The organism is Streptomyces roseolus (assembly GCF_014649855.1).
Lineage (GTDB): Bacteria > Actinomycetota > Actinomycetes > Streptomycetales > Streptomycetaceae > Streptomyces > Streptomyces roseolus.
The window spans coordinates 1-25,002 of the sequence record NZ_BMTV01000045.1 but is presented as its reverse complement, the minus strand read 5'-3'; the positions used below and the strand labels follow the sequence as shown (position 1 = coordinate 25,002).

General features: G+C 73.9%; 23 protein-coding genes and 2 pseudogenes. 10 read left to right on the top strand and 15 right to left on the bottom strand.

The features are described from left to right. Positions 1 to 11 precede the first annotated feature (11 nt). Entirely contained in the window at positions 12 to 443 is a 432-nt protein-coding gene (locus tag IE245_RS34155) for a VOC family protein (RefSeq protein WP_189954851.1), read from the bottom strand. Between the two features lie 600 nt (positions 444 to 1,043). Between IE245_RS34155 and IE245_RS34150 the strand changes: the two genes are divergently transcribed. From IE245_RS34150 to IE245_RS37520, 3 genes and pseudogenes are all read left to right on the top strand, one after another. Then, positions 1,044 to 2,222 carry a lycopene cyclase family protein gene (locus tag IE245_RS34150; RefSeq protein WP_189954849.1) on the top strand — a complete coding sequence of 393 codons (1,179 nt, stop codon included), beginning with the start codon at positions 1,044 to 1,046 and terminating at the stop codon, positions 2,220 to 2,222. An 89-nt stretch (positions 2,223 to 2,311) separates the two neighbouring features. Continuing rightward, positions 2,312 to 3,859 carry an FAD-dependent oxidoreductase gene (locus IE245_RS34145; protein WP_189954847.1) on the top strand — a complete coding sequence of 516 codons (1,548 nt, stop codon included), beginning with the start codon at positions 2,312 to 2,314 and terminating at the stop codon, positions 3,857 to 3,859. A 244-nt stretch (positions 3,860 to 4,103) separates the two neighbouring features. Further along, positions 4,104 to 4,259 (top strand): annotated as a pseudogene (locus tag IE245_RS37520) (oxygenase MpaB family protein); the annotation flags it as partial. Between the two features lie 192 nt (positions 4,260 to 4,451). Here IE245_RS37520 and IE245_RS34140 read toward each other — a convergent pair. From IE245_RS34140 to IE245_RS34125, 4 genes are all read right to left on the bottom strand, one after another. Beyond that, complete coding sequence (locus tag IE245_RS34140) at positions 4,452 to 5,423, bottom strand: Rieske (2Fe-2S) protein (protein WP_229851964.1); 972 nt, start codon at positions 5,421 to 5,423, stop codon at positions 4,452 to 4,454. Between the two features lie 188 nt (positions 5,424 to 5,611). Then, positions 5,612 to 6,619, bottom strand: a complete 1,008-nt coding sequence (locus IE245_RS34135) for a phytoene/squalene synthase family protein (RefSeq protein WP_189954843.1) — start codon at positions 6,617 to 6,619, stop codon at positions 5,612 to 5,614. Then, a complete protein-coding gene (crtI, locus tag IE245_RS34130) occupies positions 6,616 to 8,220 on the bottom strand; it encodes a phytoene desaturase family protein (RefSeq protein WP_189954841.1) in 1,605 nt (534 codons plus the stop codon). The genes IE245_RS34135 and crtI overlap by 4 nt, the downstream gene beginning before the upstream one ends. Continuing rightward, positions 8,217 to 9,392: a polyprenyl synthetase family protein gene (locus IE245_RS34125; protein WP_189954838.1), complete on the bottom strand. Its 1,176-nt coding sequence runs from the start codon at positions 9,390 to 9,392 to the stop codon at positions 8,217 to 8,219. The genes crtI and IE245_RS34125 overlap by 4 nt, the downstream gene beginning before the upstream one ends. A gap of 205 nt (positions 9,393 to 9,597) precedes the next feature. Here IE245_RS34125 and IE245_RS34120 point away from each other — a divergent pair, with 205 nt between their 5' ends. The 6 genes from IE245_RS34120 (at position 9,598) to IE245_RS34095 (ending at position 16,145) form a co-directional block, all read left to right on the top strand. Further along, positions 9,598 to 10,305, top strand: a complete 708-nt coding sequence (locus tag IE245_RS34120; RefSeq protein ID WP_189954836.1) for a class I SAM-dependent methyltransferase — start codon at positions 9,598 to 9,600, stop codon at positions 10,303 to 10,305. Positions 10,306 to 10,637: 332 nt separating this feature from the next. Next, a complete protein-coding gene (locus tag IE245_RS34115) occupies positions 10,638 to 11,126 on the top strand; it encodes a 2Fe-2S iron-sulfur cluster-binding protein (protein WP_229851972.1) in 489 nt (162 codons plus the stop codon). Beyond that, the gene (locus IE245_RS34110) at positions 11,123 to 12,103 is read left to right on the top strand and encodes an FAD binding domain-containing protein (RefSeq protein WP_189954832.1); all 981 of its coding nucleotides are present in this window, start codon (positions 11,123 to 11,125) and stop codon (positions 12,101 to 12,103) included. Before IE245_RS34115 ends, IE245_RS34110 begins: the two co-directional genes overlap by 4 nt. Before the next feature lie 13 nt (positions 12,104 to 12,116). Then, entirely contained in the window at positions 12,117 to 14,237 is a 2,121-nt protein-coding gene (locus tag IE245_RS34105; RefSeq protein ID WP_189954830.1) for a xanthine dehydrogenase family protein molybdopterin-binding subunit, read from the top strand. A gap of 565 nt (positions 14,238 to 14,802) precedes the next feature. Beyond that, a complete protein-coding gene (locus tag IE245_RS34100) occupies positions 14,803 to 15,246 on the top strand; it encodes a peptidase inhibitor family I36 protein (protein ID WP_189954829.1) in 444 nt (147 codons plus the stop codon). Next, positions 15,231 to 16,145, top strand: a complete 915-nt coding sequence (locus IE245_RS34095; protein ID WP_189954827.1) for a hypothetical protein — start codon at positions 15,231 to 15,233, stop codon at positions 16,143 to 16,145. Before IE245_RS34100 ends, IE245_RS34095 begins: the two co-directional genes overlap by 16 nt. Before the next feature lie 2 nt (positions 16,146 to 16,147). Here the strand turns inward: IE245_RS34095 and IE245_RS34090 are convergent, their stop codons facing one another. The 7 genes and pseudogenes from IE245_RS34090 to IE245_RS34060 all read right to left on the bottom strand — a co-directional run bounded on the left by IE245_RS34090 (position 16,148) and on the right by IE245_RS34060 (position 20,277). After that, on the bottom strand, positions 16,148 to 17,152 hold the full coding sequence (locus IE245_RS34090) for an ArsR family transcriptional regulator (RefSeq protein WP_189954824.1): 1,005 nt from the start codon (positions 17,150 to 17,152) through the stop codon (positions 16,148 to 16,150). A 443-nt stretch (positions 17,153 to 17,595) separates the two neighbouring features. Continuing rightward, entirely contained in the window at positions 17,596 to 17,844 is a 249-nt protein-coding gene (locus IE245_RS34085; protein WP_189954822.1) for a hypothetical protein, read from the bottom strand. Between the two features lie 374 nt (positions 17,845 to 18,218). Further along, a complete protein-coding gene (locus tag IE245_RS34080) occupies positions 18,219 to 18,566 on the bottom strand; it encodes a PRC-barrel domain-containing protein (RefSeq protein WP_189954820.1) in 348 nt (115 codons plus the stop codon). Positions 18,567 to 18,774: 208 nt separating this feature from the next. Next, complete coding sequence (locus tag IE245_RS34075; protein ID WP_189954818.1) at positions 18,775 to 18,948, bottom strand: CsbD family protein; 174 nt, start codon at positions 18,946 to 18,948, stop codon at positions 18,775 to 18,777. A 209-nt stretch (positions 18,949 to 19,157) separates the two neighbouring features. Further along, positions 19,158 to 19,562: a DDE-type integrase/transposase/recombinase gene (locus IE245_RS38200; protein ID WP_373305450.1), complete on the bottom strand. Its 405-nt coding sequence runs from the start codon at positions 19,560 to 19,562 to the stop codon at positions 19,158 to 19,160. 129 nt (positions 19,563 to 19,691) lie between these two features. Then, a pseudogene (locus IE245_RS38195) lies at positions 19,692 to 19,859 on the bottom strand (IS3 family transposase); the annotation flags it as partial. Between the two features lie 190 nt (positions 19,860 to 20,049). Next, positions 20,050 to 20,277, bottom strand: coding sequence for a condensation domain-containing protein (locus IE245_RS34060; RefSeq protein WP_189954902.1), 228 nt, complete (start codon positions 20,275 to 20,277; stop codon positions 20,050 to 20,052). 676 nt (positions 20,278 to 20,953) lie between these two features. On the opposite strand from IE245_RS34060, the gene IE245_RS34055 reads away from it, so the two are divergent. Then, entirely contained in the window at positions 20,954 to 22,822 is a 1,869-nt protein-coding gene (locus IE245_RS34055) for a glycoside hydrolase family 18 chitinase (RefSeq protein WP_189954813.1), read from the top strand. 500 nt (positions 22,823 to 23,322) lie between these two features. Here IE245_RS34055 and IE245_RS34050 read toward each other — a convergent pair whose 3' ends face one another. The 3 genes from IE245_RS34050 to IE245_RS37515 all read right to left on the bottom strand — a co-directional run. Beyond that, positions 23,323 to 23,925, bottom strand: coding sequence for a class F sortase (locus tag IE245_RS34050; protein WP_189954811.1), 603 nt, complete (start codon positions 23,923 to 23,925; stop codon positions 23,323 to 23,325). A gap of 6 nt (positions 23,926 to 23,931) precedes the next feature. After that, positions 23,932 to 24,609 carry a DUF4142 domain-containing protein gene (locus IE245_RS34045; RefSeq protein WP_189954809.1) on the bottom strand — a complete coding sequence of 226 codons (678 nt, stop codon included), beginning with the start codon at positions 24,607 to 24,609 and terminating at the stop codon, positions 23,932 to 23,934. A 189-nt stretch (positions 24,610 to 24,798) separates the two neighbouring features. Then, the coding region (locus IE245_RS37515; protein WP_229851962.1) for a hypothetical protein at positions 24,799 to 25,002 on the bottom strand (204 nt) is incomplete at its 5' end.

Sequence of the window (25,002 nt, the reverse complement as noted above, 5' to 3'; positions counted from 1 at the left end):
CCGGAGGAGGATCAGGTGAGGCAGAACTCGTTGCCCTCGATGTCCTGCATCGTGATGCACGACTCGTTGACGCCGTCGGCGCGCTGGGTCAGCACGTGCTTCGCGCCGAGCGCCATCAGCCGTGCGCATTCGGCCTCGAGCGTGGCAAGGCGTTCCTCACCCACGAGCCCGGCTCCGGTCCGCACGTCGAGATGCACCCGGTTCTTGACGACCTTCCCTTCGGGAACCCGCTGGAAGAGCAAGCGCGGGCCCGCACCCGAGGGATCGGTGCAGGCGAAGTAGATCTCGTCCTCGGGCGGCAGCGAGCGGTGGTGCTCCTCCCACGTGGCGAAGCCCTCCGGGACCGGCGGCAGGACGTACCCCAGCACCTCGCACCAGAAGGCGGCGAGGCGCGCGGGCTCCGCGCAGTCGAAGGTCACCTGGAACTGTTTGATCGTTGACATCGGCGCACGATAACAGGGACCCGCTCATCTCCCCAGGTCGGGAGCCCGCACGCGGTCGGAAGGAGGCGTCCGCCACCCGCTGTTGTGTGGTGATCGCGGCTCGGGCGGCGGCCGTCGGTCGGACTGCCGGGTGGCCCGGTCACCTCGACGCCGTCATCGCCGTAGGCGTCGGGGGCGCGGCGCCGAGGATCGCGCGGTGCGGAAGGAGCCCTCAAGGTCCGCACCGCCACCCGCCTGACGGCCCCGGGGGGACAGGTGCATCCGAAAGCGGCGCTCGCGGCGAACGAGGTGGACAGGCGATGACGTGAGGGGGAGGACGTGAGGGGGCGGAGGACGTGTGCTGAGGAACACGCCCGGAACACCGAGCGCGCAAGGGACACGAGAGACAGCGGGCCCGCCGGCCGGTGGCCCCACCGGCGAGCGCGCCGCCGGACGCGGGCGGTGCCGGATCCGGCACCGCCGACCGGGTGAACGGGACCATCCAGGGGGCCGAACGCGCCGACGCGGCGATCGGCACGCCGCCTCCGGTGGAACGACTCTGCCGGACGACCCCGCGACGGAACACGCTCCGCCTGGCGGAGGACCGTGGAAGGAGACGCGTTGCCGGACAGCGACGTCCTGATCATCGGTGCGGGCGCCGCAGGCCTTTCCCTGGCCTGGCGCCTGCTCACCCCTCCGCCGGGCGTCCCCGCCCCGCGCGTCACGCTCGTCGACGCGCCTCCCGGCCCGCTGCGTCCCCCGGAACGCACCTGGTGCTACTGGGAGAAGGGGGCCGGCGACTACGACGGCGCGCTCACCGCCTCGTGGCAGCGGCTCCGGGTCCGAGGAGCCGACGGAGAGCCGTACAGCCGGGGCATCGGAGAACTGCGCTACAAGATGCTCCGTTCCCCTGCCTTCGAGCGGGCGCTGCGGCCGGCGCTGGCCCCGCTGCACCGGACCGAGGCGGTCGTCGGGGAGGTCCGCGACCTGCCCGGCGGCGGCGCCGAAGCCCTGTGCCGCACCGCCGACGGCGCCGACCTCCGGCTCCGTGCGCGCTGGGTCTTCGACTCCCGCCCGCCGGCCGTCGCCCCCCGTGCCGCCCGCGTGCGGCTCCTGCAGCACTTCAAAGGTTGGTTCGTCCGGACGGAGAGGCCCGCGTTCACCCCGGACACCGTGGAGCTGATGGACTTCCGCACCCCTCAGCCGGACCACGGCCTCGCCTTCGGCTACGTCCTGCCCCTCGGCCCCCACGAGGCGCTGGTCGAGTACACCCAGTTCAGTTCCTCGGTCCTCGGTGACGCGGCCTACGACCAGGCGCTGCACCACTACACGGACGCCGTGCTCGGACTCGGACCCCTGCGGATCCGCGGCGTGGAACGCGGGGTCATCCCCATGACGGACGCCCGTCACGCCCGCCGCGCCGGCCGGCACGTCTTCCGCATCGGCACGGCCGGCGGTGCCGTCAGACCCTCCACCGGCTATGCGTTCGCCGCCGTGCAACGCCAGACCAGGGCGGTCGCCGAGGCCCTGCACCAAGGGCGGGAACCCGTGCCGCCGCGCGCCTACTCCGCGCGCTCCCACCTGATGGACACCGTCCTGCTGCGCGGTCTCGACACCGGCCGGATCGCCGGACCCGACTTCTTCACACGGCTCTTCGCCCACGTCCCCGCCGAACGTCTGCTGCGGTTCCTCGACGGCGACACCCGTCCGGGCGAGGACCTGCTGATCGGGCTGCGCACACCGGTCGCCGCCATGCTGCGCACCGTCGCGGAGCTTCCCTTCACGACCCGCCGGACCTGACCGCCGCCCGCCCCCGACCCCGCGGTCCCCGCCACCCTCTCCTCCCGACGCCCCCTCATCCCGCGACCACACCACAGGAGTACGCCCCGATGACCCCTCCCGACCGGGCCCCCGTCCCCCGCCGAGGCCGAGACCGCAGAGCCGCCCTCGTACGGGCCGCCGACGGCGCCGCGCGCGCCGCAGACCCCGCCCCGCGCTGCGCCGTCGTCGGCGGAGGCATCGCGGGGCTCGCGGCCGCCACGATCCTCGCGGAGCGAGGGGTGCGGGTCACCCTCTACGAACGCGAGGAGACACTCGGCGGACGCCTCGCCGGATGGTCCACCACGCTCTCCGACGGATCCGCCGCCACCATGAGCCGCGGCTTCCACGCCTTCTTCCGGCAGTACTACAACCTCCGGGGACTGCTCCGGCGTACGGATCCGGGCCTGGAAGGGCTCACCGGCCTCGCCGACTACCCCCTGCGGCACAGCTCGGGCCTCCACGACAGCTTCGCCCGCGTCCCCCGCACCCCTCCCTGGAGCGCGCTCGGCTTCGCGGCCCTCAGCCCCAGCTTCGGCTGGCGCGACCTCGGACGCCTGAACGCCGGCGCCGCCCTGCCCCTCCTCGACGTGCGCCTGCCCGACGTGTACGAGCGCTACGACGACCTCAGCGCGCGCGAACTCCTCGACCGGATCCGCTTCCCCCGGGCCGCCGAACACCTCGCCTTCGAGGTGTTCTCCCGCAGCTTCTTCGCCGACCCCCGCGAACTGTCGGCGGCCGAACTCGCGCTGATGTTCCACATCTACTTCCTGGGCTCCTCCGAAGGCCTCCTCTTCGACGTGCCGAACGAGCCGTACCCCCAGGCCCTGTGGAACCCCCTCGCCCGCTACCTCGACGGCCACGGCGTCGACATCCGCACGGGCACGCCCGTGGAGTGCCTCGCCCCCGCGCCCGGCGAGGGCCACACCGTGGTCACCCCCGCCGGCGCACAGCACGCCGACGCCGTCGTGCTCGCCCTCGACACGGCGGGCCTGCGGGACCTGGTGGCGCGTTCACCCGCCCTGGGCGACACCGAGTGGCGCGCGCGCGTCGGCCGCCTCAGGACGGCGCCGCCGTTCCTCGTCTCCCGGCTCTGGCTCGACCGGCCGGTGCGCGCCGACCGCCCCGGCTTCCTCGGCACCAGCGGATACGGGCCTCTGGACAACATCAGCGTGCTCGAACGGTGGGAGGGCGAGGCGTCCCGCTGGGCGCGACGGACCGGCGGTTCGGTCGTCGAACTGCACGCGTACGCCGTCGACGCCGGGGTGACTCCCGGCGAACTCCGGGAACGGCTGAGCCAGGTCTATCCGGAGACCCGCGGCGCGCGGATCCTCGACCAGCGCCACGAGCGGCGCGCGGACTGCCCCCTCTTCCCGGTCGGCGGCCACCGGGACAGGCCCACCGTCCCCACCCCGGACCCCACCGTCACCCTGGCGGGAGACCTCGTGCGGACCGACCTGCCGGTCGCCCTGATGGAGCGCGCCGCCACCACGGGGTTCCTCGCCGCCAATGCCCACCTGCGGCGCTGGGGGCTGCGCGGCCAGACCCTGTGGACCGTCCCGCGCCGCGGCCGCTCCACGCCCCTGCGCACGCTGGCCCGGCTCTCGGCGAGCGGCTGACCCGGGCCCCGGTGCCATGGCTCCGGCCGGACCGCCCGATCACGGTGGCGGCGACACGCGCGGTGACGCCCCCCGGCCGGTGCCGCGCACGTCACCCGGCGGACCGCGGCGGTGATCGCCCGCCCACCCGGGCGGGCCACCGGCGGCAGGAGGCGGGTGACGAAGGGCAGGCCGGCCGTGGCCCCGGTCCACGGCGGCAGAAGCTTCCGTCGCGCTGCCGCCCCGGTCGCCCCACCCCGTGGCCATGGCGGCCGTCTCGGCCCGCTCCGGGTTCCGGGGAGACCCCTGGGGCCGGCTCCAGCGCACCACCTTCCCCGCCGTGACCGCCTTCGGCACGGGCGAGGACCCCGAACGCGCGGTGCCGCGGGTACGCCGGGCGCACGAACGCGCCGCCGCGCACGCCCCGCACGGGGCCGAGCCGGCGGGCCCCGGGCGCGCCGTGGACGAGGGCGCGCTTCCCGTGTGCGGAAGGGCCCGTTGGGCGGAAGGGCCCGCGGCCCGGCGCGGCACCGCCCCTCACCGGCTCGGCGCCGCGCTCCCGGCACGCCCGGAGGCGGAAGGGACACCTTCGGCGGGGCACCGCCCGCCGGTGTCAGCCGGGGAACCGGCCGGTGCTCCGCAGCGTCCAGCGCCGCTCGGCATAGGCCAGGTCGTCCTTCCACAGGCGCCGCGCGGACGCCCTCATCGCGGGGCGCAGGAGCGGCGCGACCGCGCGGGCGAACGCGAAGCCCCGGCGGTCCGAGCCGGCCACGACCGCCTCGACGACAGCGGTGCGCGGCCGGGCGTCGCCCGCGCCGGTCAGCGGCGTGGCGTGGGTCTCCACCACCGAGCCCGCGCCCTCGCCGGCCACGATCCGCATGACGACCGTCCGTGGATCGGGAGCCGTGAACGCGGCGGTCACGGGGACCACCGCCCGCCCGGCCACCTTGAACGACACGTCGACGACCAGCTCGTCGTCCTCCTCCGCGGCCTCGTCCCCCGGCACGGAGACGACCTCCAGGTCGACGAACGAGTAGGGGTGCAGCCAGGCGCCGTGCCACGGATCGAGCCGGTTCGCCACGACGTCCTGCGGCTCGCACCTCCCCACGCCCGTGTACACCGCGTCGACCGCGCCCGCCGTCGGGGGCCGCTCCGGCACCACGGGCGCCTCCGTGGGCTCCTCGCCGCCGACATGGTCGAGCCGTACCCACACGAGGACGCCGTCGTCGTGCGCCGGCCACGGCTCCCAGCCCGCGAAGGGCCGGCCGTCCAGGGCGAGCCCGTGCCAGTGGCAGACGAGCCTCCCGCATCGGACGGCACTGTCCTTGAGCGGTGCGCCGAGATGGGGGCAGGCCCCGGGACCCGCGTGGGCCACGCCCTCCCCGTCCCGCCAGAGGACCACCTCGGTCCCGGCGACCACGCGCCCGAGCGGCCGGTCGTCGCGGACGTGGCGGCTGTCGGCGACGACGTACCAGTTGCCCGACGGGCGGGACGTCGCCCGCGCGAGCGCGGCGGCGATGGACGCCGGCCGCGCCTGCCGCCACGTCGGCCGCTGCTCCTCCCACGCCACGCGCGCACGACGCATCCGCAACGGAATCCGCCCCCCGTCACCCGCCCCGGACCCGCCCGGCCCGCCGCTCGACCGCCATCCCCTTCCGTCCACCGTGCCGCCCGCCCCCGTCCGCTCTCCGCCGCTCATGCCGTCCGACCCCAACCGCTCTCCGTCGCCCACGCCGTCCGCCGCCGTTTCCGCTCCGCTCCGCTGTCCGCCGCTCACCCCGCCCCTCCCGGAGCCCCGTCACCGACGCCGATCCCTTCGACGGCACGGGGCCGCTCCGGCTGCCGCTTCCTCCACCCCCGACGCGCCGCCACCGCCTGGACCAGGCCGGACAGCGCCACGGACGCCCTGCGCCCGGTGCCGACGACCGCACGCCGGTGGACGGTCGCGTAGCCGTCCTCCTCGATCACCCGCAGGATGTCGCTGTACAGCACGAACGCCGCGCGCACGCACGGGGCGGAGACCGGCTGGAGCTGGGCGATGCCCGGCTCGGCCTCCCGGTACACCTCACGGGTCAGGGCGGCGGCCGCGGCGAGCGCCGCTGTGATCCGGGCGTCGCGGCGCCCCGTGAGCCTGCTCCAGCGCAGGAGCTCCCGGTCGACCCCGTGCGAGGCCAGCAGATCCGCCGGGAGGTAGACCCGGTCCCGGTCCAGGTCCTCCCCGACGTCCCGCAGGAAGTTGGTCAGCTGGAACGCCACGCCCAGGGCGGCGGCGTGCGGCTCCGCCTCCTCCCGGGGCACCACCGTCCCGAGGACGGGAACCATCTGCAGCCCGATGACCGCCGCCGAACCGTGCATGTACCCGCGCAGGTCGGCGTACGTCGGATAGTCCCGCACGGACAGGTCCGCGCGCATCGAGGCGAGGAAATCGGTGAAGTGCTGTTCGGCGATGCCGTATCTGGCCACCGTGTCGGCGGCGGCCATGACCACCGGGTCCCGGGCCGCGCCGCCGCGCGAAGCCGCCCGCCAGTCCGCCTCCAGCGCGTCGAGAGCCGCCGCGCGCTGCGCCGTGGAGGCGTGCCGGCCGAGGTCGTCGACGATGTCGTCGGCCCGCCGGGCGAAGCCGTACAGCGCGTGCACCGCGCAGCGGCGGTCGACGGGAAGCAGCCGGGTGGCGAGGAAGTACGTCTTCCCGTGGCGCGCGTTGAGCCGTCGGCACGTCGTGTAGGCCGCCCGCCGGGCGGGGTCCCTGACGCCCGCCGCGTCGAGTTCACGTGCCGTCACGGCCTGCCCCCCTTCGGAGAGGGAGACGGAGACGGGGGCTGAGGAGGAGGCGGAGCAGGAACGGAGAGCGGATCCCGCGCCCGCGCCCTCCCGACCGGGCCGCCCCGCCCGGCCCGCCGCGGGGCACCTCCCGTGACCCGCGCCGCGGCCAGCTTCCCCGAGATCAGAACCGTCGGCACGCCCACGCCCGGCGTGGTGCCGCAGCCCGCGAGGACGACGTTCTCGACCCCCCGCACGAGGTTCCCCGGGCGGAACGGCCCGGTCTGGGCGAAGGTGTGGGACACCGAGAACGGCGTCCCGGCGGCATGTCCCGCCGCCGTCCAGTCGGCCGGGGTCACCAGGGACTCCTCCTTGATGGAGGAGCCCAGCCCGTCCAGGCCCCGGCGTTCGAGCTCGCCGACCAGCGCGTCGCGGTACCGCCGGCCCAGTTCGCCCCAGTGGGCGGCGCCCGGCCCGACCTCGGTGTTCGGGCACGGCGCCAGGACGTAGTGCAGGTGATGCCCCGGCGGGGCCAGCGAGGGGTCGGTGGCCGTCGGCGACGTGATCAGCAGCGAGGGGTCGCTCATGAGCCGTCCCGTCCGCGTGAGTTCGCGGAACGTGCGGGACCACGCCCCGCCGAAGGAGATCGTGTGATGGCGGAGGTGGGGCCACGTCCGGTCCGTACCCGCGTGCAGGACGACCGCGCTCGGCGAGTGCCGGAGGCCCGCCGGACGTCGCGGGGTGCGCCCCAGCAGCCCGTAGGCCGCCGGAAGGTCGGGGGTGAGCACCACCGCGTCGCACGGGATCCGCTCCCGGTCGGTGACGACGGCGGTGACCCGGCCGCCGACGCGCTCCAGTCTCCGCACCGGTTCGCCGTACCGCAGCACCGCCCCCGCCCCCTTCGCCGCCTCCGCCATCGCGGAGGGCACCGCGTGCATCCCGCCGCGCGGGAAGTACACCCCGGCGACGGTGTCCATGTACGCGATCACCGCGTACGCGGCCAGCGCGCGCGAGGGGGCCACCCCCGCGTACAGGGACTGGAAGGAGAAGACCCTGCGCAGCCGCTCGTCCGAGACGAAACGGCCGATGGCCCGGTCCAGCCGGCCGAAGCCGCCGAGCGCCGCCAGCCGGACCAGGTCGGGATGGAGCAGCTGCGCCGGGGAGTCGAAGTTGGCGTCGATGAAGCGCCGCCTCTGTACGGCGTACAGCTCGGTCAGCCAGCCGCGCAGCCGGAGGTAGCCACCGGCCTCGCGCGCGCCCGCGAACCGTTCGACCTCGGCCGCCATGGCATGCGCGTCCGTGTGCACGTCGATGCGGCTGCCGTCGGCGAACAGGGCCCGGTAGGCCGGGTGAAGGCCGATCAGTTCCACCCGGTCGCGGAGGGACTCGCCGACGGCGGCGAACGCCTCGTCCAGGATGTCGGGCATCGTCAGCACCGTCGGGCCCGTGTCCAGGGAGAACCCGGCCAGTTCCTCGCGTCCGGCGCGCCCGCCCGGCCGCGCGTCCCGTTCGACCACGGTCACCCGACGCCCCGCCCCGAGCAGGTGCAGGGCGGCCGACAGGCCGGCGAGGCCCGCTCCTACGACGACGACGTGGTCGGTCCTGCCGGGCAGCGTCCTCAACGGCTTCCTCCGATCAACAGGCCGGCGTCCCGCGAGCCGGCGGGGCCGGTACTCTCCTCCGGCGGCGTTTCCGTCCCGTCCGCCGGGCCGCACAGGTCGGCCAGGAGCCGGCCGAGGCGGCGGGTCGCCTCGGGGGCCAGACCGGCGGCGCCGAGGACGGCCGTGGCCCGCCGGCGCAGTTGCTCGATCCGGGCGACGACCCGGTCGAGGGCGCCGCTGGACACGAGCACGTCGCACACCCGGCGCAGCTCGTCCTCCGTGGCCTCCGGCGCCCCGACGACCTGGTCGAGCAGGCGTGTTCCCTCGGCGTCACCGCGTTCGGCACAGTGGGCGCGGGCGAGGGTGACGAGATACGTGGCCTTGCCCTCGCGCAGGTCCTCCCCGGCCGGCTTGCCCGTGACGGACGGATCCCCGAAGGCGCCTTGCAGGTCGTCCCGGAGCTGGAACGCCATGCCGGCGCTCCGCCCCGCCTCGTGCAGCGCGGCCACCCGCTCCGGCGGCGCCCCGGCCAGCGTGGCGCCCAGCACCAGGGGATGGGCGACGGAGTAGAGACCGGTCTTCAGCAGAGCCGTCCGCAGGGCACGCCCGGGGGAGCAGCCCCCGGTGGCCTGGGCGTGCAGGTCGAGGTACTGCCCGGCGACCATCTCGGTGCGCATGCGGCGCCAGACCCGAGCGGCCTCCCGGGCGTGGGCAGCGCCTTCGACGGCCTCCGCGAAGACGTCGTCCGCCCAGGCCAGCGCGAGGTCCCCGGCCAGCACGGCGGCCGAACCGCCGAACGTGCCGTACGGCCGGCGGCGCCCGGCCGTCCCGTAACGGGCGTCCAGGGCGACGTGCACGGAGGGACGCCCCCGGCGCAGCGGAGAACCGTCCATGACGTCGTCGTGGACGAGCGCGCAGGTCTGGATGAGTTCGAGGGCCGCGGCGGTGCGCAGGACCGCGCCCGCTTCCGGTGCGCCTCCGCCACAGGCCCGCGCCGACCACCACAGGAGCTGGGAGCGGCGCCGCCGGCCGCCCGCCAGGGTGAAGGCCGCCACCCGTCGGGCGAGGTCCGCGGCGAACACGGGGTCCGCCGCCTCGGCGTCGTCGAGACGGCACCCCAGGACGTCGTCGAGCACCAGCCCCACGGCTGCCGGGACGTCCCGGTCGATGACGAACGGGTCGAGTATGCGCATCGGGCTCCCCTTGCTGCCAGGCGTCGGCGGGTGCGGTTGTCTGTGTGGTTCCGTACCTTCGTGCGGTACGGATGCACCGCGTCTTGGGCCGTCCGGCCCAATGACCCGTCGCGTCTCCCGCGCCCCGCCCCGCCCACCCGGCGGAGGGCGCGGAGCGGTGCGACGATGGCTCCGGACCAGGACGGCCCTTACGGGAGGAGAGCGCGTGACCCTGTTGCGTGACGCCGAGCTCGCCGGCGCGTTCGACCACGCGTCGCGGACGTACGACCGCATGACCTCCGCCAGCCCCGGGTACCACGCGCACCTGCGCCGTTCGGCGCGCCGCCTCGGCCTGCCGGACGGCGGGGCGGGGGCGAGGGTCCTGGACCTCGGGTGCGGCACCGGCGCCTCGACCCGCGCACTGCTCGCGGCGGCGCCTTCGGCGACGGTGACGGGCGTCGACGCCTCCGCCGGGATGCTGGCACGGGCGCGCCGCAAGAGCTGGCCGCCGGGGGTCTCGTTCGTCCACGCACCGGTCGAGGCCATGACGGCGGCCGGGGTGGCCGGCCCCTACGACGCGGTGTTCGCCGCCTACCTCTTCCGCAACGTCGCGGATCCGGACGCGGTCCTCGACGTGGTGCACCGGCTGTTGCGACGGGGCGGGAGGCTGGCGGTCCACGAGTACGCCCTCGGCGGCCACCCGCTGCACCGGGCCGTGTGGTCGGCCGTCATGGGCGGCCTCGTGGTCCCGTGGGGCCGCCTCCACGGGGACGCGCGCCTCTACGCCCACCTGCGGCGCAGCGTCCTCGACTTCGACACGGCGGACCGGTTCGCGGACCGGCTGCGACGCGCGGGTTTCAGCGGCGTCAGGATCCTGCCCCAGCCGGGCTGGCAGACGGGCATCACCCACACCTTCACGGCCCGTCGCCGCTGACCCCCGCCCATGAGGTCCCGGCGGACGACCGACGCGCGTGCCGGGCGGACGGACGACCGTCCGCCCTCCGGACGGGTGACCTCCGGTCCGGAGGCGGGGCAGACGCGACCCGCGGGGAAGGCAAGTCCGGGACGGGGCACGCGCCCCCTCCCACCCACCGACGGAAGGCGGACCCAGTGGACCGCGACGGAACGGCCGGCCCGGACCCGGCCGGACACGACGACCGCGGCGACGAACGCCGTCACGGCCACGGCCCCGGGAACAGCCGTCACGACGGCCCCGACCGGCCGGGGGAGTCCACGTCGTCCACCGTCCTCCAGGTCAACGGGAGCATCCACCACCTCCGGCTCGACCACCGCACGACCCTCCTGGACGCCCTGCGCGAGCACCTGGACCTCACCGGCGCCAAGAAGGGCTGCGACCACGGGCAGTGCGGGGCCTGCACCGTCCTGGTCGACGGCCGGCGCGTGAACAGCTGCCTGGTCCTCGCGGTCGCCTGCGACGGGCCCGTCACCACCGTCGAGGGCCTTGCCGAGGGCGGCCGGCCCCATCCGCTCCAGGAGGCCTTCGTCGCCCGCGACGCCCTCCAATGCGGCTACTGCACCCCCGGACAGCTCTGCTCCGCCGTCGCCCTCCTCGCCGAGGCCGCCGCCGGACACCCCTCACACGTGACGCCACCGCGCGCCGCCCGCGCCGGGGGCCCCGCGGAACTCACCCGCGACGAGATCCGCGAGCGCATGAGCGGCAACCTCTGCCGCTGCGGCGCCTACCCCCACATCGTCGACGCCGTCACCGACGCGCACCGGGAGACGGTCCGGTGAAGCCCTTCGCGTACGTGCGCGCCGAGCGCACCGAGCAGGCCCTCGCCGCCTGTGCCCACCGCCCCCGCGCCCAGTACCTCGCGGGCGGCACCAACCTGGTGGACCTGATGAAGCTCGGCGTGGCCGACCCGCCGCTCCTCGTGGACATCGGCCGGCTGCCGCTCGACACCGTCGACGAGACGCCCGACGGCGGCCTCGGCATCGGCGCCACCGTCCGCAACAGCGACCTGGCGGCCCACCCGCTCGTCCGCACCCGCTACCCCGTCCTGTCGCAGGCCCTCCTGTCCGGCGCCTCCCCCCAACTCCGCAACGCCGCCACCACCGGCGGCAACCTCCTCCAGCGCACCCGCTGCCCGTACTTCCAGGACGTCTCCCACCCCTGCAACAAGAGGGAACCGGGCACCGGCTGCCCCGCCCGAGACGGCGTCCACCGCGACCTCGCCGTGCTCGGCCACTCGCCGCACTGCGTCGCCACCCATCCGTCGGACATGGCCGTCGCCCTCGCCGCCCTCGACGCCCGGGTGCACCTGCTCGGCCCCGACGGCCCGCGCGTGGTCCCCCTCACCGACTTCCACCGGCTGCCGGGCGACCACCCGGAACAGGACACCGTCATCCGCCCCGGAGAGCTCATCACCGAGGTGGTCCTCCCGCCGCCGGCCGGAGCCGGCGCCTACCGCAAGGCCCGCGACCGCGCCTCGTACGCCTTCGCCCTCGCCTCCGTCGCCGCCGTCCTCGACGTCGCGGACGGCCGCGTCCGGCACGCCGCCCTCGCCTTCGGCGGACTCGCCCACCGGCCGTGGCGCGCCCGCGCCGCCGAGGAGGTCCTGCGCGGCGCGCCCGCCGTCGAAGAGACCTTCGCCCGGGCCGTCGACGCGGAACTGGAGGCCGCCCGACCCCTGCGCGACAACGGCTTCAAGGTGCCGCTCGCGCGCGGCCTCGCCGTCCGCGTGCTCACCGACCTCGCCGCCGCCAGCTGAGGAGCCGCTCCGCATGTGCCCCCCGCCGACACCTCCCGCACCGGCCACAGGAACCGACGCCGAGCGCCGCGACGCCTGGCACAAGGTCACCGGGACCGCCCGCTACGCCGCCGAGCGCACCCCGCCCGGCTGCCTCCACGCCGTGCCCGTGCCCGCCACGATCGCCAGGGGCCGGGTCACCGCCGTCCACGCCGACGAGATCCTGCGCGGACCCGGCGTCCACGCCGTCCTCAGCCACGAGAACGCGCCCCGCCTCGCCGAGGCCGACGACCGGACCCTGGCCGTGCTCCAGAACGACCGCGTCCCGCACCGGGGCTGGTACGTCGCCCTCGTCGTCGCCGACACCCCGGAGAACGCCCGCGCGGCCGCCGACGCCCTCCGGATCGAGTACGCCGCCGAGGACCACGACGCCGGACCGGCCGACGGCCACCCCCGCCTCCGTACCCCCGAGGAGGTGAACGGCGGCCACCCCGCCGTCCGCGAGCGGGGCGACTTCGACGCCGCGTACGCCACCTCGGCGTTCCGCGTCGACGCGACCTACACCATGACCGCCCTGCACAACCACCCCATGGAACCGCACGCCTCCACGGCCTGGTGGACCGACGGCGCTCTGACCGTCCACGACTCGAGCCAGGGGTCCACCACCGTACGGGACGTCCTCGCCCGCCTGTTCGCCCTGCCCCGGGAGCGGATCACGGTCGGCTCCGCGCACGTCGGCGGCGGTTTCGGCTCCAAGGGCACCCCGCGCCCCCAGGTCGTCCTCGCGGTCATGGCGGCGCGGCACACCGGACGCCCCGTCAAGCTCGCCCTGCCCCGCCGCCACCTGCCCGCCACCGTCGGCCACCGCGCCCCCACCGTCCAGCGCGTCCGCATCGGCGCGGACGCCCACGGAGCGATCCAGGCCCTCGCCCACGAGGTCACCACGCAGACCTCCACCGTCACGGAGTTCGTCGAGCAGGCCGCCGTCCCCGCCCGCGTCATGTACGCCTCGCCGCACAGCCGCACCACGCACCGCGTGGTGGCCCTGGACGTCCCGACGCCCTCGTGGATGCGCGCCCCCGGCGAGGCGTCCGGCATGTACGCCCTCGAAGCCGCCATGGACGAACTCGCCGTCGCCACCGGCCTCGACCCCGTCGAACTCCGCCTCCGCAACGACCCCGACCGGGAGCCCGACAGCGGCCGGCCGTTCAGCAGCAGGAACCTCGCCGGCTGCCTCCGCGAGGGCGCCCGGCTCTTCGGCTGGGAGGACCGGGACCCCCGCCCCGGCGTGCGGCGCTCCGGCGACCGCCTCACCGGCACCGGCGTGGCCTCCGCCACCTACCCGTACCTCGTCAGCCCGTCGACGGCGACCGCCCGCGCCGCACCCGACGGCACGTACGTCGTGCGGCTCAACGCCACCGACATCGGCACCGGGGCACGGACCGTCCTCGCGCAGATCGCCGCCGACGCCCTCCAGGCGCCCCTGGACTCGGTCCGGGTGGAGATCGGCAGCAGCGCCCTGCCCGACGCCCCGCTGGCGGGCGGCTCCTCCGGCACCTCGTCGTGGGGCTGGGCCGTCCACCGGGCCTGCACCGCCCTCGCCGACCGGCTGCGCGCCCACTCCGGCCCGCTGCCGCCCGAGGGCCTCTCCGCACGGGCCGACACCGCGGAGGAGGCGGGAAAGGAGTCCCCGTACGCCCGGCACGCCTTCGGCGCCCACTTCGCGGAGGTCGAGGTGGACGCCGTGACCGGAGAGGTACGGGTGAACCGGCTGCTCGGCGTCTTCGCCGCCGGCCGGATCCTCAACCCCCGTACCGCCCGCTCCCAGTTCATCGGAGGCATGACCATGGGCATCGGCATGGCGCTGACCGAGGGCAGCACCCTCGACCGCCGGTACGGGGAGTTCGTGGAACGGGACCTCGCCTCCTACCACGTCCCCGTCAACGCCGACGTGCCGTCCCTGGAAGCGCACTGGCTGGACGAGGACGACCCCCACCTCAACCCCATGGGCAGCAAGGGCATCGGGGAGATCGGCATCGTCGGCACCGCGGCCGCCCTCGCGAACGCCGTGCACCACGCGGTGGGCGTCCGCCTGCGCGACCTGCCCCTCACCCCGGACCGCCTGCTGCCGCACCTGCCGGGACGCCCGGACTGACCGCCACCCGCAACCCTCCTCCACTCCCTCCCGCCGCCGCCCCCACGTGACCTTGTCAGGCCGGCGGAATGCCGGCGCCGGAGCGGCGGGAACGCGGCGGGCCGGCCGCCCGGGGGAGACGGATCGCGTCCGTACGGGGCTGGGCGCGCGACTGCCGCAGCTTGCACCGGCGGTCCCCCCATGGGCGAAGACCAGCGCCGTCACCCGTTCCACGAGGGCGTGGGGGAGGGCCGGATGCGGCGGAGCAGGAGACCGACAAGGCCTCGGTTCGCGGCGGTCGAGAGGGCGGACATCTCGAACCACTGCCCGAAGTCCTCGCCGGCTGTCCGCTTCCGGTGGCGCAGGGGTTCCCATGAGGGGCCGGTCCGGGGGCCGGCCCCGCACGGACCGCCCGCACTGGGTGGCCGGCCCCACCTTTCGGGGTGGGCCGAATGGATCGACCCGGTGCCCGGCGGCCCGGGAAGGTGTCACTCGCCAACGACGACACGGCGTGCGAACGGGGCTTGCCGCCCGCGCGGCGAGATCACTGCGGAGCGCGCCGAAGACCGAGAGGGGATCCGCCCCGATGACACTGACAGGGAAGACCACGGCGAAGCTGCTGGGAACCGCCTCAGCCCTCGCGCTCGCCTTCTTCGGAGCCGCGCCCGCCGCCCACGCGAGCGCAGGCGCTCAGGCCGAGGCGTGCCCGGCGAACAGCGGCTACGCCTGCTTCTGGGTCAACAACTACCGCGGCGGCACGATGGGCAAGGTCTCCGGCGACAACCAGAACTACCGGAACCTGTCCAACAGCAGTGGCTGCACCCGCTACCCGGGAACCTGGAACGACTGCATCAGCTCGGTCGAGAACCAGGGCAGGCAGTGCACGGTCTACTTCTGGACCGACGCCAACTACCAGGGCAGGTACCACAGTCTGAGCATCGGCGACCGGGTCGACGACATGGCCGTCGGGTGGAACGACTCGTCCTTCAACGACGCGATCAGCTCCAACCACTGGTGCTCGCCCAGGTGAGGCGACGGGCGGTCGGCGTCCTGATCGGCTGCCTGATCCTGGCCGGCTGCGCGGAGGCGCGGCCGGCCGGGCCCGGCCTCACGGCGACCCCGGTCATGATCGACCTGGCGACCCGCTCGGGCCGGTGGACGGCGGACGCCGAACGGCTGCAACGGGCCGTCGACGCACTGGACCGGGCCTGCCTGCGCGGGGCGGGTCTGTCCCCGCCGGCTGCGCCCCGAGTGCGGCTGCCCGTCCCCGAGGACGAGGCCGCGGTGATCGGCATGGCAGAACGCAGACGTGTCGGTTACGGCATCGTGGACGCCGTCACGGCCGGAACGCGAAGTCCGGAGGCCGAGCCGGAGCACTCCACGACCGCGCTGTCGCAGGAGGAGCAACGACGTTACACGGAGGCGCAGTTCGGCCTCGGAACGCCCAAGACCTCCGTGCCTTTGCTGGGTGAGGCGAAGGCGTACGTGCCCGCCGCCGGCTGCATCGCCCAGAGCCGCCGGAAGCTCGCCGGAGACGTCGACGCGTGGGCCCGACTCGACTACCTGCCCCAGCAATTCGACGACCGCGTGACGAACGGGGCCGAACGCGAGCCGGTGTACACGTCGGCCCTCGCCGCGTGGCGGTCCTGCATGGAGCGAAGCGGCCGTCATCATGCCGATCCCGACGCCGCCCGCGCCTCGGTCCGTGACGCGGCACGGCGACCGGGCGACGCGGCGGACCTGAAGAGGAAGGAGGTCGAGCTGGCGGTCGCCGACGGTCTCTGCGCGGCGCGCAGCCATCTGCCCACCGCCCTGCTCCAGGCCCGGCGCGCCAGGGTCGCTCACCTTCCGCAGCACGATCTCGCGGTGCTGCGGGCGTTGAGCGAGGAGTGGCTCACCACCGTCGCGCGGGCCCGTTCGACGCGCTGACCTCAGGCGCCCGAAGCTTCGAGCAGGGCGTGAGCGGCGGCGGTGGCGTTGTGCGCGACCATCTTGCCGAGCCGGACGGTGTGCAGCAGCCCGGCGCCGCGCAGGGCGGCCGCGTGCTCACTCGCGCTCGCCGCGGCGATGCCCACGGTCGCCGCCAGCTCGGTGGTGGAGCAGCCCGGACGGTTCGCCACGGCCATCAGCACGGTGGCGCGGGTGGGACCGAGGACGGCGGCCAGCGAACGGGAGGCCGTGGGCGGGCAGCCGAACAAGACGTCGTGGAGGAGGCGCACGGGCGAACGATCCGCGCCGACCGGATAGGTGAGGAAGGGCTGGGGTTCGGCATCGGGATCGATCACGGGGCCGTCGACCCCGAACACCGACGGGACCAGCAGCAGCCCACGACCCTGCAAGTACAGGTCTCCGTCGAGCCCGGAGGCCATGGCCACCTCCAGCACGGGGGACTTCCATCGCACTCTGCGTGGATTCAGCCGGGGCAGGACGTCCTCCATCCCACCGGACAGCAGCTGTTGTGCCCGTAAGGCACTGTCCGCCGCGGTGAGGGCCGTGATACGCGGCCAGTACGGCCGTAACAGGGAGTCGTACGTGTGGTACAGGGCGGCGCCGAACTGGCGCCGTACCTCCGGGTCGTGCGGCAGGTGCCGCAGCCAGTTCGGCAGCCGTCGGTGTGCGGCCAGACCTTCGAGTTCGGCCCGTATCCGGGCCCGAGGCGTCGCGAGGACCTGTTCGAGCAGTTCCTCCGGCGTGCCCGTTCCGGCAGGGGCGAGGAAACCCGGTACCCATCCCTGCGCGGGGATCAGGTCCAGCACCATGCGGGCTCGAGGATTCAACGCGTCGGCGGCCTCGCGGCGCCAGGTACGCAGGCGTACAGCATGTTCAGTGCATTGCAGTTGCCGGACGGCAGTGCTGAGTTCCAGCATGGGGTTCGCTCTCGCCGCGATCCGGGTGCGGGCGAGATCGTCGATGGTGAAGTGGATCCTGTACGGCACGTGTTCCCCCATGTCCTGTGGTCGCCCCCATTGTTTGTGCGCCGACGGGGGAGCGGCAGGTCGGAACTCGCCGTGCCGCACGGAGTCGCTGGGGGAGCCCGCCCTGCTCACCGCTCGCGCGAGAGGGGCCCAGGCGGGTGGGAGCCGTCAGGGTCGGATCACCCCGCTCCCCGCGAGCGTGGACGGCCCTCCGCTCCCGCCCTGCACACTTTCCCGGCCTCTGCGCAGCGACCGGGGACCGGTGCCGCCGGCCACACATCCGGGCCGCAGCCCGTCGGCGAACCTTGGTGAGAACCCCGTCGGACGCTGTCCAATTACCACCCTTACGCCCGTTCTTTTTCGCGCTCGTCCCCGGCGGGCGCTTCCTGAAGGGGACTGCTCCCCGCGTACGCGGGGATGGATCCGTGATCGTAAGGAGAATCTGAGCTTGTCGTTCAACCCCATCAGGGGGTGACGCAGTCGCCCCAGCCGAAAGTGGCGACATAGGCCCGTCGAACTGCTTCCCTGCCGCGTCCGCCCCTGATGTGGATGACGGTGAGCGCGAGGACGAACCAGGCGGTGAAGCCTCCTGCGACGATCAGAGTCCAGCGAGCGCCGGAGAAACCGGCGACAGCGATCAAAGCGATGATCGTCACGGCCAGTCCGATGTGACCGCCGCCGATATCCGTGCTGGACCTGTTGTTGCCTGTCATGAGAGCCCCCGCCGAAGATCACGCTGTCCTGCGTCAGAGCAGATTACGGGGCTCTGCCGATGGTGTCAGAACCGCTTCCGCGACGGGGTTCGGTGCCTTGCTCGTGGTGGGCGGGGCGGCTGTACGCCTCGCCGGGGGCAAGGGCCCTGCCCACGTCGTGACGAGTGGCCGGGCAGCGGTTCCTCGAGTCCGGCGACCTGCCTGGCCCGCCCGGACAGGGTCGGGACCAGCCCGTGCCGACAGGGCGTGCACGGACCGGGCCCGGCGCCCGGACGAGCTCGGGGGGCAGTGCCACCGGGCCGCCCTGCCCTTCCCCCTCCGTCTGTACATACGGGCTGCCTTGTCCTGCCGAGTCGGTGCGGCTCCGGGCGGGCTCAGTGGCCCGAACCGTAGTACCCGCCGAGCTGGTCGCGATGGGCGGGGTCGCCCAGGTGCTTCTCCTGGTCGAACTCCGGCGCGTTCTTGATCTGCTCCTTGGTGAGCGAGACCAGGATCCGCCGCTCCTCGTTGTCGATGGCCGTCACGGTGCCGGCGGGCAGCAGGACTTCCTTGCCGAAGATCCATACGCCGGTGTCGACGACGATGTACTGGTCGGTGACCTCGTTGGAATGCTTGTCGACCTTGCCGATGTGCCCGTCGACGGCTTCGACCTTGTATCCGGTGAGGTCACTGTCGGGGCCGTGACCGGCTGTCGGAACGTAGCTCCACATGTCGTTGCTCATTCAGGCCTCCATGGTCGATCCCTGCAGAAGGTCCCGGGCTCGGTGCCCGTCTGGTTCGTCATTGCCGTGGTCGCCCTCGCCGCCGTGGGAGTCGGCCGGGTGGCGCTCCGCGAGAGGCGGTGAGCCCTTCGGCGTGTCCGGACACGCCGCGAGGCCCGGACCGGGGGAGTGGCCGGGGCCTCACGGGTATACGGGGAGGGTTCCGGTTCTAGTGCCGGAAGGTGTCCTTGATGCCTTCCTTGGCCTGGCGGGCGTTGCCCTTGGCCTGCTCGGTCTGGCCTTCGGCGGTCATCCGCTCGTTGCCGACGGCGCGGCCGACGGTCTCCTTGACCTTGCCCTTGGCCTGCTCGGCGTGGGCCTTGCTCTTCTCCGTGCCCGACATCGGGACCTCCTGGTGAAGTAACCGGATTGGTCTTGACCCCCGCCTGCTCGTGATGGCGAGGCGTAAACCGCGGAGGTGCCGACCCGCTTCGGCGGGGGTGCGGACGCGGGTCGCACGGCAGCCCGACGCAAGCAGGTCCGTGTGCCTGGCTTTGTTCACGACTTCGGCTTCTGGCCCAGGGCGCCTTGACCCCGAATCCTGAACACGGGTCATGCGGCCGGTGTCGACGTGGTCGGTGTGAGGTGGAAGTCGTTCTCGAAGGCGATGGGTGATCGCTGTCCGAGGCGGGAGTGTCGGCGCCGGGCATTGGGGCGGTGGGGCCGTCGGAACGCGTCGAGTCGGGCCTCGTGCTCATCCGGCCGGCTCTTTCGTCCCTGCGGGGTCTCGTGTTTGAAGGTCGCGTCGAAGGACTCGGCGAGTGCGTTGTCCGCGCTGGACCCGACCGCGCTCATGCTTCGCCGAACCCCTGCTGAGCTGCGGGCTTCGGCGAAGGCCCTGCTCGTGTACCGGGCTCCGTGGTCGGTGCGCGTGATCGGTTCCGCGAGAGTTCCGCGGGTGTGGACGGCCGCGGCCAGAGCGTCGGTCACGAGGTTCGCGCGCATGTGGTCGGCGATCGGCCAGACGGCGCGAAGCGAGGTGGATGACGGTAGCCGGGCAGCAGAACGTCCCGCCGTCGATGGGCAGGTAGGTGATGTCGCCGACGTACTTCTTGTTCGGCTTGTCCGCGGTGAAGTCGCGGCGGATCAGGCCAGAGCCTTGGCCGCAGCCGGATCGGGGACGGTGGTGCGGTGCCGGCGGCGCAACCGGATCCCTTCGATCCCGGACGCCCGCATGTTCCTGGCGACCCGCTGGTGGTTGACCGCCTCACCGCTCGTCTCGCGGAGTTCGGCGGTGATTCCGGGGGCTCCGTAGGTGCCGTCCGATCACTGGAGCACCGCACGTGTCCGGACGGTCGGCTGTGCGTCGGCCGCCTGCCGGGCGGCCCGGTCGGCGGCTGTCTCGGGCGCCAGTAGCAGAAGCTCGAACGGCTGACGCCGAGGGCGCTGCAGAGCCGCTTCACGCCGTGGCGGAGCTGTAGGCCGGCGACGCACTGGAAGCGGTTCACCAGCGCGTCTCCCCGGCGAAGTACTTCGCCGCCTTCCGCCGGATCTCGTGTTCCGCCTCCAGCCGCAGGGCCTCACGGCGGGCCACGGCGTCGTCGAGCGCACGCCCCAGGGCCGTGGCGTCGAGCGCGCCGCCGAGCCGCAGCACGTACGGAATGTCGTACGCGGGGTCTCCCGGCTCCAGCCGGTCCAGGAACCAGAGCCGTTCCTGCCCGACGGACGACACCCCGGCGTTCCCGTCCACGACACGGGTCGGCGGCTCGACTCCCGAAGTCGCTGCATGGACTTCTGTTCGGCGCGGGGCGCGACGCCGCCGAGGGCGCCGCACGGCAAAGAACCGGGCGCACCTGAAAGGAACGATTCCGGCCATGGAGAGAAGGGTGCCCGGGGGAACGGGAGCCCTCGTGGGACGGCCGCCGCGACGGCACCGACGCAAGGGAGCAGCCCGAGGAGAGGTCAATGATCTGGACCACTCGCTCGCGGCGACTTCAGGCGGAGGGAATCGATCGCCGCAGCTGAGAGCGCTGGGCGGATCGTGGAGTTCGGACGCCGCCCCATCGGCGGCGACGCCCCTCCCGGGCGCCCGCATCCAGGACCCCCATCTGCCGCGAGGTGGGAGCGGTCGACGCCGGGACGCACGCCGAGAAGATCGCACCATGGCCGGAACCGTACCCCGCCGAACGTGCCACCAGAGGTGCGCGCGACGGGCGATCGTCGCCGGGGGCGGGCATTCCGTACACAACGGCCTTGAGGTCCGTACCACTTGACGATTGGTCTAGTCCTTCCTAAGGTCGCGGCAACACTGCGGTGGGTGCAAAGGAGGGACACCACGCACCCAGGGACCCGCAGGGTCGACAGGCCAGGGACCCCCCTGTCCGCCGAACCCCTCCCGAGGAGCACCCTTGAGCACTCACACGCGGTGGCGCGGTACCGGATCGCCACGGAGCAACGTCCCCCGCACGCGGTCCAAAGCCCTTGCGGGCGCCACCGCGCTGCTTCTCCCGCTGGCCGCCATGGTCGGCCTCGCCGCGCCCGCGGAGGCGGCGACCTCGGCCACCGCCACGTACGCCAAGGCATCCGACTGGGGTTCCGGCTTCGAGGGCAAGTGGACGGTGAAGAACACCGGCACCACCACCCTCACCTCTTGGACCGTCGAGTGGGACTTCCCCTCCGGCACCAAGGTCACCTCCGCCTGGGACGCGACCGTCACCAACTCCGCGAACCACTGGACCGCCAAGAACCTCGGCTGGAACGGCACGCTCGCCCCCGGCGCCTCGATCTCCTTCGGCTTCAACGGCAGCGGGGCCGGCGCCCCCTCCGGCTGCAAGCTCAACGGCGCTCCCTGCGACGGCGGCACCACCAACCCCGGCGACAACGCCCCCTCCGCCCCCGGCACCCCGGTCGCCTCCGACATCACCGACACCTCGGTGAAGCTCACCTGGGCCGCCGCCACCGACGACAAGGGCGTCAAGAACTACGACGTCAAGCGTGACGGCACCACCGTCGCCACCGTCACCGGCACCACCTACACCCACACCGGCCTGACCGCCGGCACCGACTACAGCTACACCGTCGTCGCCCGTGACACCGCCGACCAGACCGGCCCCGCCTCCGGCGCCACCCCGGTCCGCACCACCGGGGGCGGTGGCGGCGGCGAGAACCCCGGCGGCAACGGCAAGATCAACCTGGGCTACTTCACCAACTGGGGCTCCTACACGGTGAAGAACCTCGTGACCTCGGGCTCCGCTGCGAAGATCACGCACATCAACTACGCCTTCGGCAACGTGCAGAACGGCAAGTGCACCATCGGCGACCCCTACGAGGACTACCAGAAGTCCTACACCGCCGCCCAGTCCGTCGACGGCGTCGCCGACACCTGGGACCAGCCGCTGAAGGGCCACTTCAACCAGCTGCGCAAGCTCAAGGCCCAGTACCCGCACATCAAGGTCCTGTGGTCCTTCGGCGGCTGGACCTGGTCCGGCGGCTTCGGCCAGGCCGTCCAGAACCCGGCCGCCTTCGCCCAGTCCTGCCACGACCTGGTCGAGGACCCGCGCTGGGCCGACGTCTTCGACGGCATCGACCTGGACTGGGAGTACCCGAACGCCTGCGGCCTGACCTGCGACAGCAGTGGTCCGGCCGCCTTCAAGAACATGATGCAGGCCATGCGCGCCGAGTTCGGCCCGACCAACCTGCTCACCGCCGCCATCACCGCCGACGGCTCCAGCGGCGGCAAGCTCGACGCGGCCGACTACGGCGGCGCCGCCCCGTACATCAACTGGTACGACGTGATGACGTACGACTACTTCGGCAGCTGGGCCGCGCAGGGCCCGACCGCCCCGCACTCCCCCCTCACCTCGTACCCCGGCATCCCCGCGCAGGGCTTCAACTCGGCCGACGCGATCGCCAAGCTGAAGGCCAAGGGCGTCCCGGCCTCGAAGCTGCTCCTCGGCATCGGCTTCTACGGCCGCGGCTGGACCGGCGTCACCCAGTCCGCCCCCGGCGGCACCGCAACCGGTCCCGCCGCCGGCGTCGAGCCCGGCAACCAGTACTACAAGGTCCTCAAGACCGCCTGCCCCGCCACCGGCACCGTCGGCGGCACCGCCTACGCCCACTGCGGCTCCGACTGGTGGAGCTACGACACCCCGGCCACCGTCGGCACCAAGATGACGTGGGCCAAGAACCAGGGCCTGGGCGGCGCGTTCTTCTGGGAGTTCAACGGCGACACCGCCGACGGCGAACTCGTGAACGCGATCAGCAACGGCCTGAAGTAACCCGCGGAGCGACCAACCGGCCCGCCCGTCCCGGCCAGGGGACGGGCGGGCCGCCGCATGTCCGCGACCGGGCCAGGACGCAGCCGGTCTCCTTGAGACCGCGGGTGCCCACGTGGCCGGTCTCACAGACGCACTCACCCCGTCCGAGGGGGACGTCGCGTCTCCCTGCGCTGCCCCTGCGAACGCGCGGGCTCACCTGCCCGAACGCAAACCGTGGTGGCCCCCGACCGTACGTTGACCAGCGAAGACGTCGCCATGTGGGCACGCGGACAACGGCCGAAGAACCACCGGCAGGGACGACGGCCGCCCGTTTCCTCAACGCCTGCCACGCGGCCGAGGCCGCGGCACAGGCCGTGGCCGGCTTCGCCACCGCCTTCGTCGCTCCGGGCCCCGCCGACGCGAAGACGCGGCTCGACCGGCACGCGGCGTCCACCGCCCCCGAATCCTTCCTCGCCGCCTTGCCTCCGGCGTCCGTCTCGGGGCCGCGCCGCTTCCGGGTGTCACGCGGGTGTGACGGGAGCGGCGTAGAGGACGAGGGTGTCGCTGTAGTGGCCGGCGGCGGTGTCGTAGGTGCCGGAGCAGGTGAGCAGCGCGAGTCGGGGCGGGCCTTCGGGGGAGAAGAGGTCTGCGGGGAGTTCGTCGCGCTCGTAGGTACGGCGGGCGGTGACGCGGTACGGGTGGACGTGCCCGTCGGCGCCCGTCACGTCGACGCGGGTTCCGAGCCCGGTGTCGTGCAGGGCCGCGAACGCGCCGAGTCCGGCCTCGGTGTCGACGTGTCCCACGAGCAGGACGGTGCCGCGGGCTGCTCCTGGGGAGGCTCCCAGGGCCCACCAGCCGACCCGGCCGCCGTCCGCGGGTGGCTCCAGGTCTCCCTCGAGGGTGGCGGCCACGGCGCTGACGGCGGCACGGACCGGATGCGGTCCTGCGACCCTGACGGCCACCGGCGGCGAGAAGGGCGCGGTCCGCGGACCGGCCGGGGAGGCGGGCAGGGCTCCTTCGTTCCTCGGCGGCTTCGACCCGTCGAGGAGCATCCCACCCGCCACCACCAGCACCGCGCCGGCGCCGAATGCCGCCACGACGCCGACGCGGCGACCGGACCGCACGTCCGGTCAGCTCCTGCCGGAACCGCGGCGCGCCCGTACGGTCCACCATCCGGCGCCGGCCGCGAGGGCGAGCCCGCTTGCGACAGCCGTCGCGGCGAGAACGTCACGGTCGTGGGCGGAGGCCGCGAGTCGGCCTCCGCTGCCCGCGTCGACGGTCTCGGGAGCCTTCGCGGCGTGACAGGATCCGCCGCGCACCATGTCGAGGTGCATCGCGACGACGGGGCGGGCGGCCCGCGCGGCTGCGAACACCTCGCTGTTCTCGCCGGCCTTGAGCTCATGGTCGATCAGGGCGAGGGTCTTGACGTGCGCGGCCTCCTGAACGGCCAGCCACGCGGTGTCGTACGCGGGTGTCCCGGCCTTGGCCCGGACCGCCTTCAGCTTGTTCGCGTCCTCGGGCGCGGGCCCGTCCGGCAGAGCGACCCCGAGCTTGCCCGCCAGCGCGGTCACGTCCGCGTCCAGCTTCCCGTGGTCCCGCACCAGCGCGGCGCCGACGGACTTCACGCACGAGCTGGTCGCGTGCTGCCGCGCGTCCTCTCCCGCGGCCACCTCGGCCAGGTTGCCCTGGTGCGCCGCCCTGAGGAACACCCGGTCCTGGTCGCTGACCTCGGCGGCGAACGCCTGAGGTGCGCCGAGGAAGGCCGTGGCCGCTACGAGCGCGCCGGTCGATATGAGCCTGATCCGCATGGGAGAACTTCCTTCCGCCCGCGACATCGCCGCCGGCACGACAGCAGGTGCCCCTTTAGCACCAGCACGCCATATCTCCCGGCACGCCACACCAGTGAACCACTCAAAGTTACTGTTTAGCTACAAAGAGTGAATCTCCGTTGTGCTCGAGGCTCTCCAGCCCTGTCCCTGACAGCATCAGATCCAGGTTCAAGGGCTCACCTCGAACAGCAGGCCCGACAGGCAGACCTTCGGGAGCGTCTTCTCGACCTGTCCCGCAGCCGGCTCCGCCGAGCCGGGATCGGCCACCGGCTCGGCTTCCAGACGGAGACCGTGTACCGGCTCGCGGGCAGCTATGCGCAGCGGGCGGACCCGGTGGTGCGGGCGCCGCAGGCCGGGGTGCCGGTGATGCTG

Bases quoted from the DNA above. Each gene is read 5' to 3' on its own strand.
- IE245_RS34155 (WP_189954851.1), bottom strand. From the start codon at position 443: ATGTCAACGATCAAACAGTTCCAGGTGACCTTCGACTGCGCGGAGCCC.
- IE245_RS34145 (WP_189954847.1), top strand. From the start codon at position 2,312: ATGACCCCTCCCGACCGGGCCCCCGTCCCCCGCCGAGGCCGAGACCGC.
- IE245_RS34140 (WP_229851964.1), bottom strand. From the start codon at position 5,423: ATGCGTCGTGCGCGCGTGGCGTGGGAGGAGCAGCGGCCGACGTGGCGG.
- IE245_RS34125 (WP_189954838.1), bottom strand. From the start codon at position 9,392: ATGCGCATACTCGACCCGTTCGTCATCGACCGGGACGTCCCGGCAGCC.
- IE245_RS34105 (WP_189954830.1), top strand. From the start codon at position 12,117: ATGTGCCCCCCGCCGACACCTCCCGCACCGGCCACAGGAACCGACGCC.
- IE245_RS34100 (WP_189954829.1), top strand. From the start codon at position 14,803: ATGACACTGACAGGGAAGACCACGGCGAAGCTGCTGGGAACCGCCTCA.
- IE245_RS34085 (WP_189954822.1), bottom strand. From the start codon at position 17,844: ATGACAGGCAACAACAGGTCCAGCACGGATATCGGCGGCGGTCACATC.
- IE245_RS34080 (WP_189954820.1), bottom strand. From the start codon at position 18,566: ATGAGCAACGACATGTGGAGCTACGTTCCGACAGCCGGTCACGGCCCC.
- IE245_RS34075 (WP_189954818.1), bottom strand. From the start codon at position 18,948: ATGTCGGGCACGGAGAAGAGCAAGGCCCACGCCGAGCAGGCCAAGGGC.
- IE245_RS34045 (WP_189954809.1), bottom strand. From the start codon at position 24,609: ATGCGGATCAGGCTCATATCGACCGGCGCGCTCGTAGCGGCCACGGCC.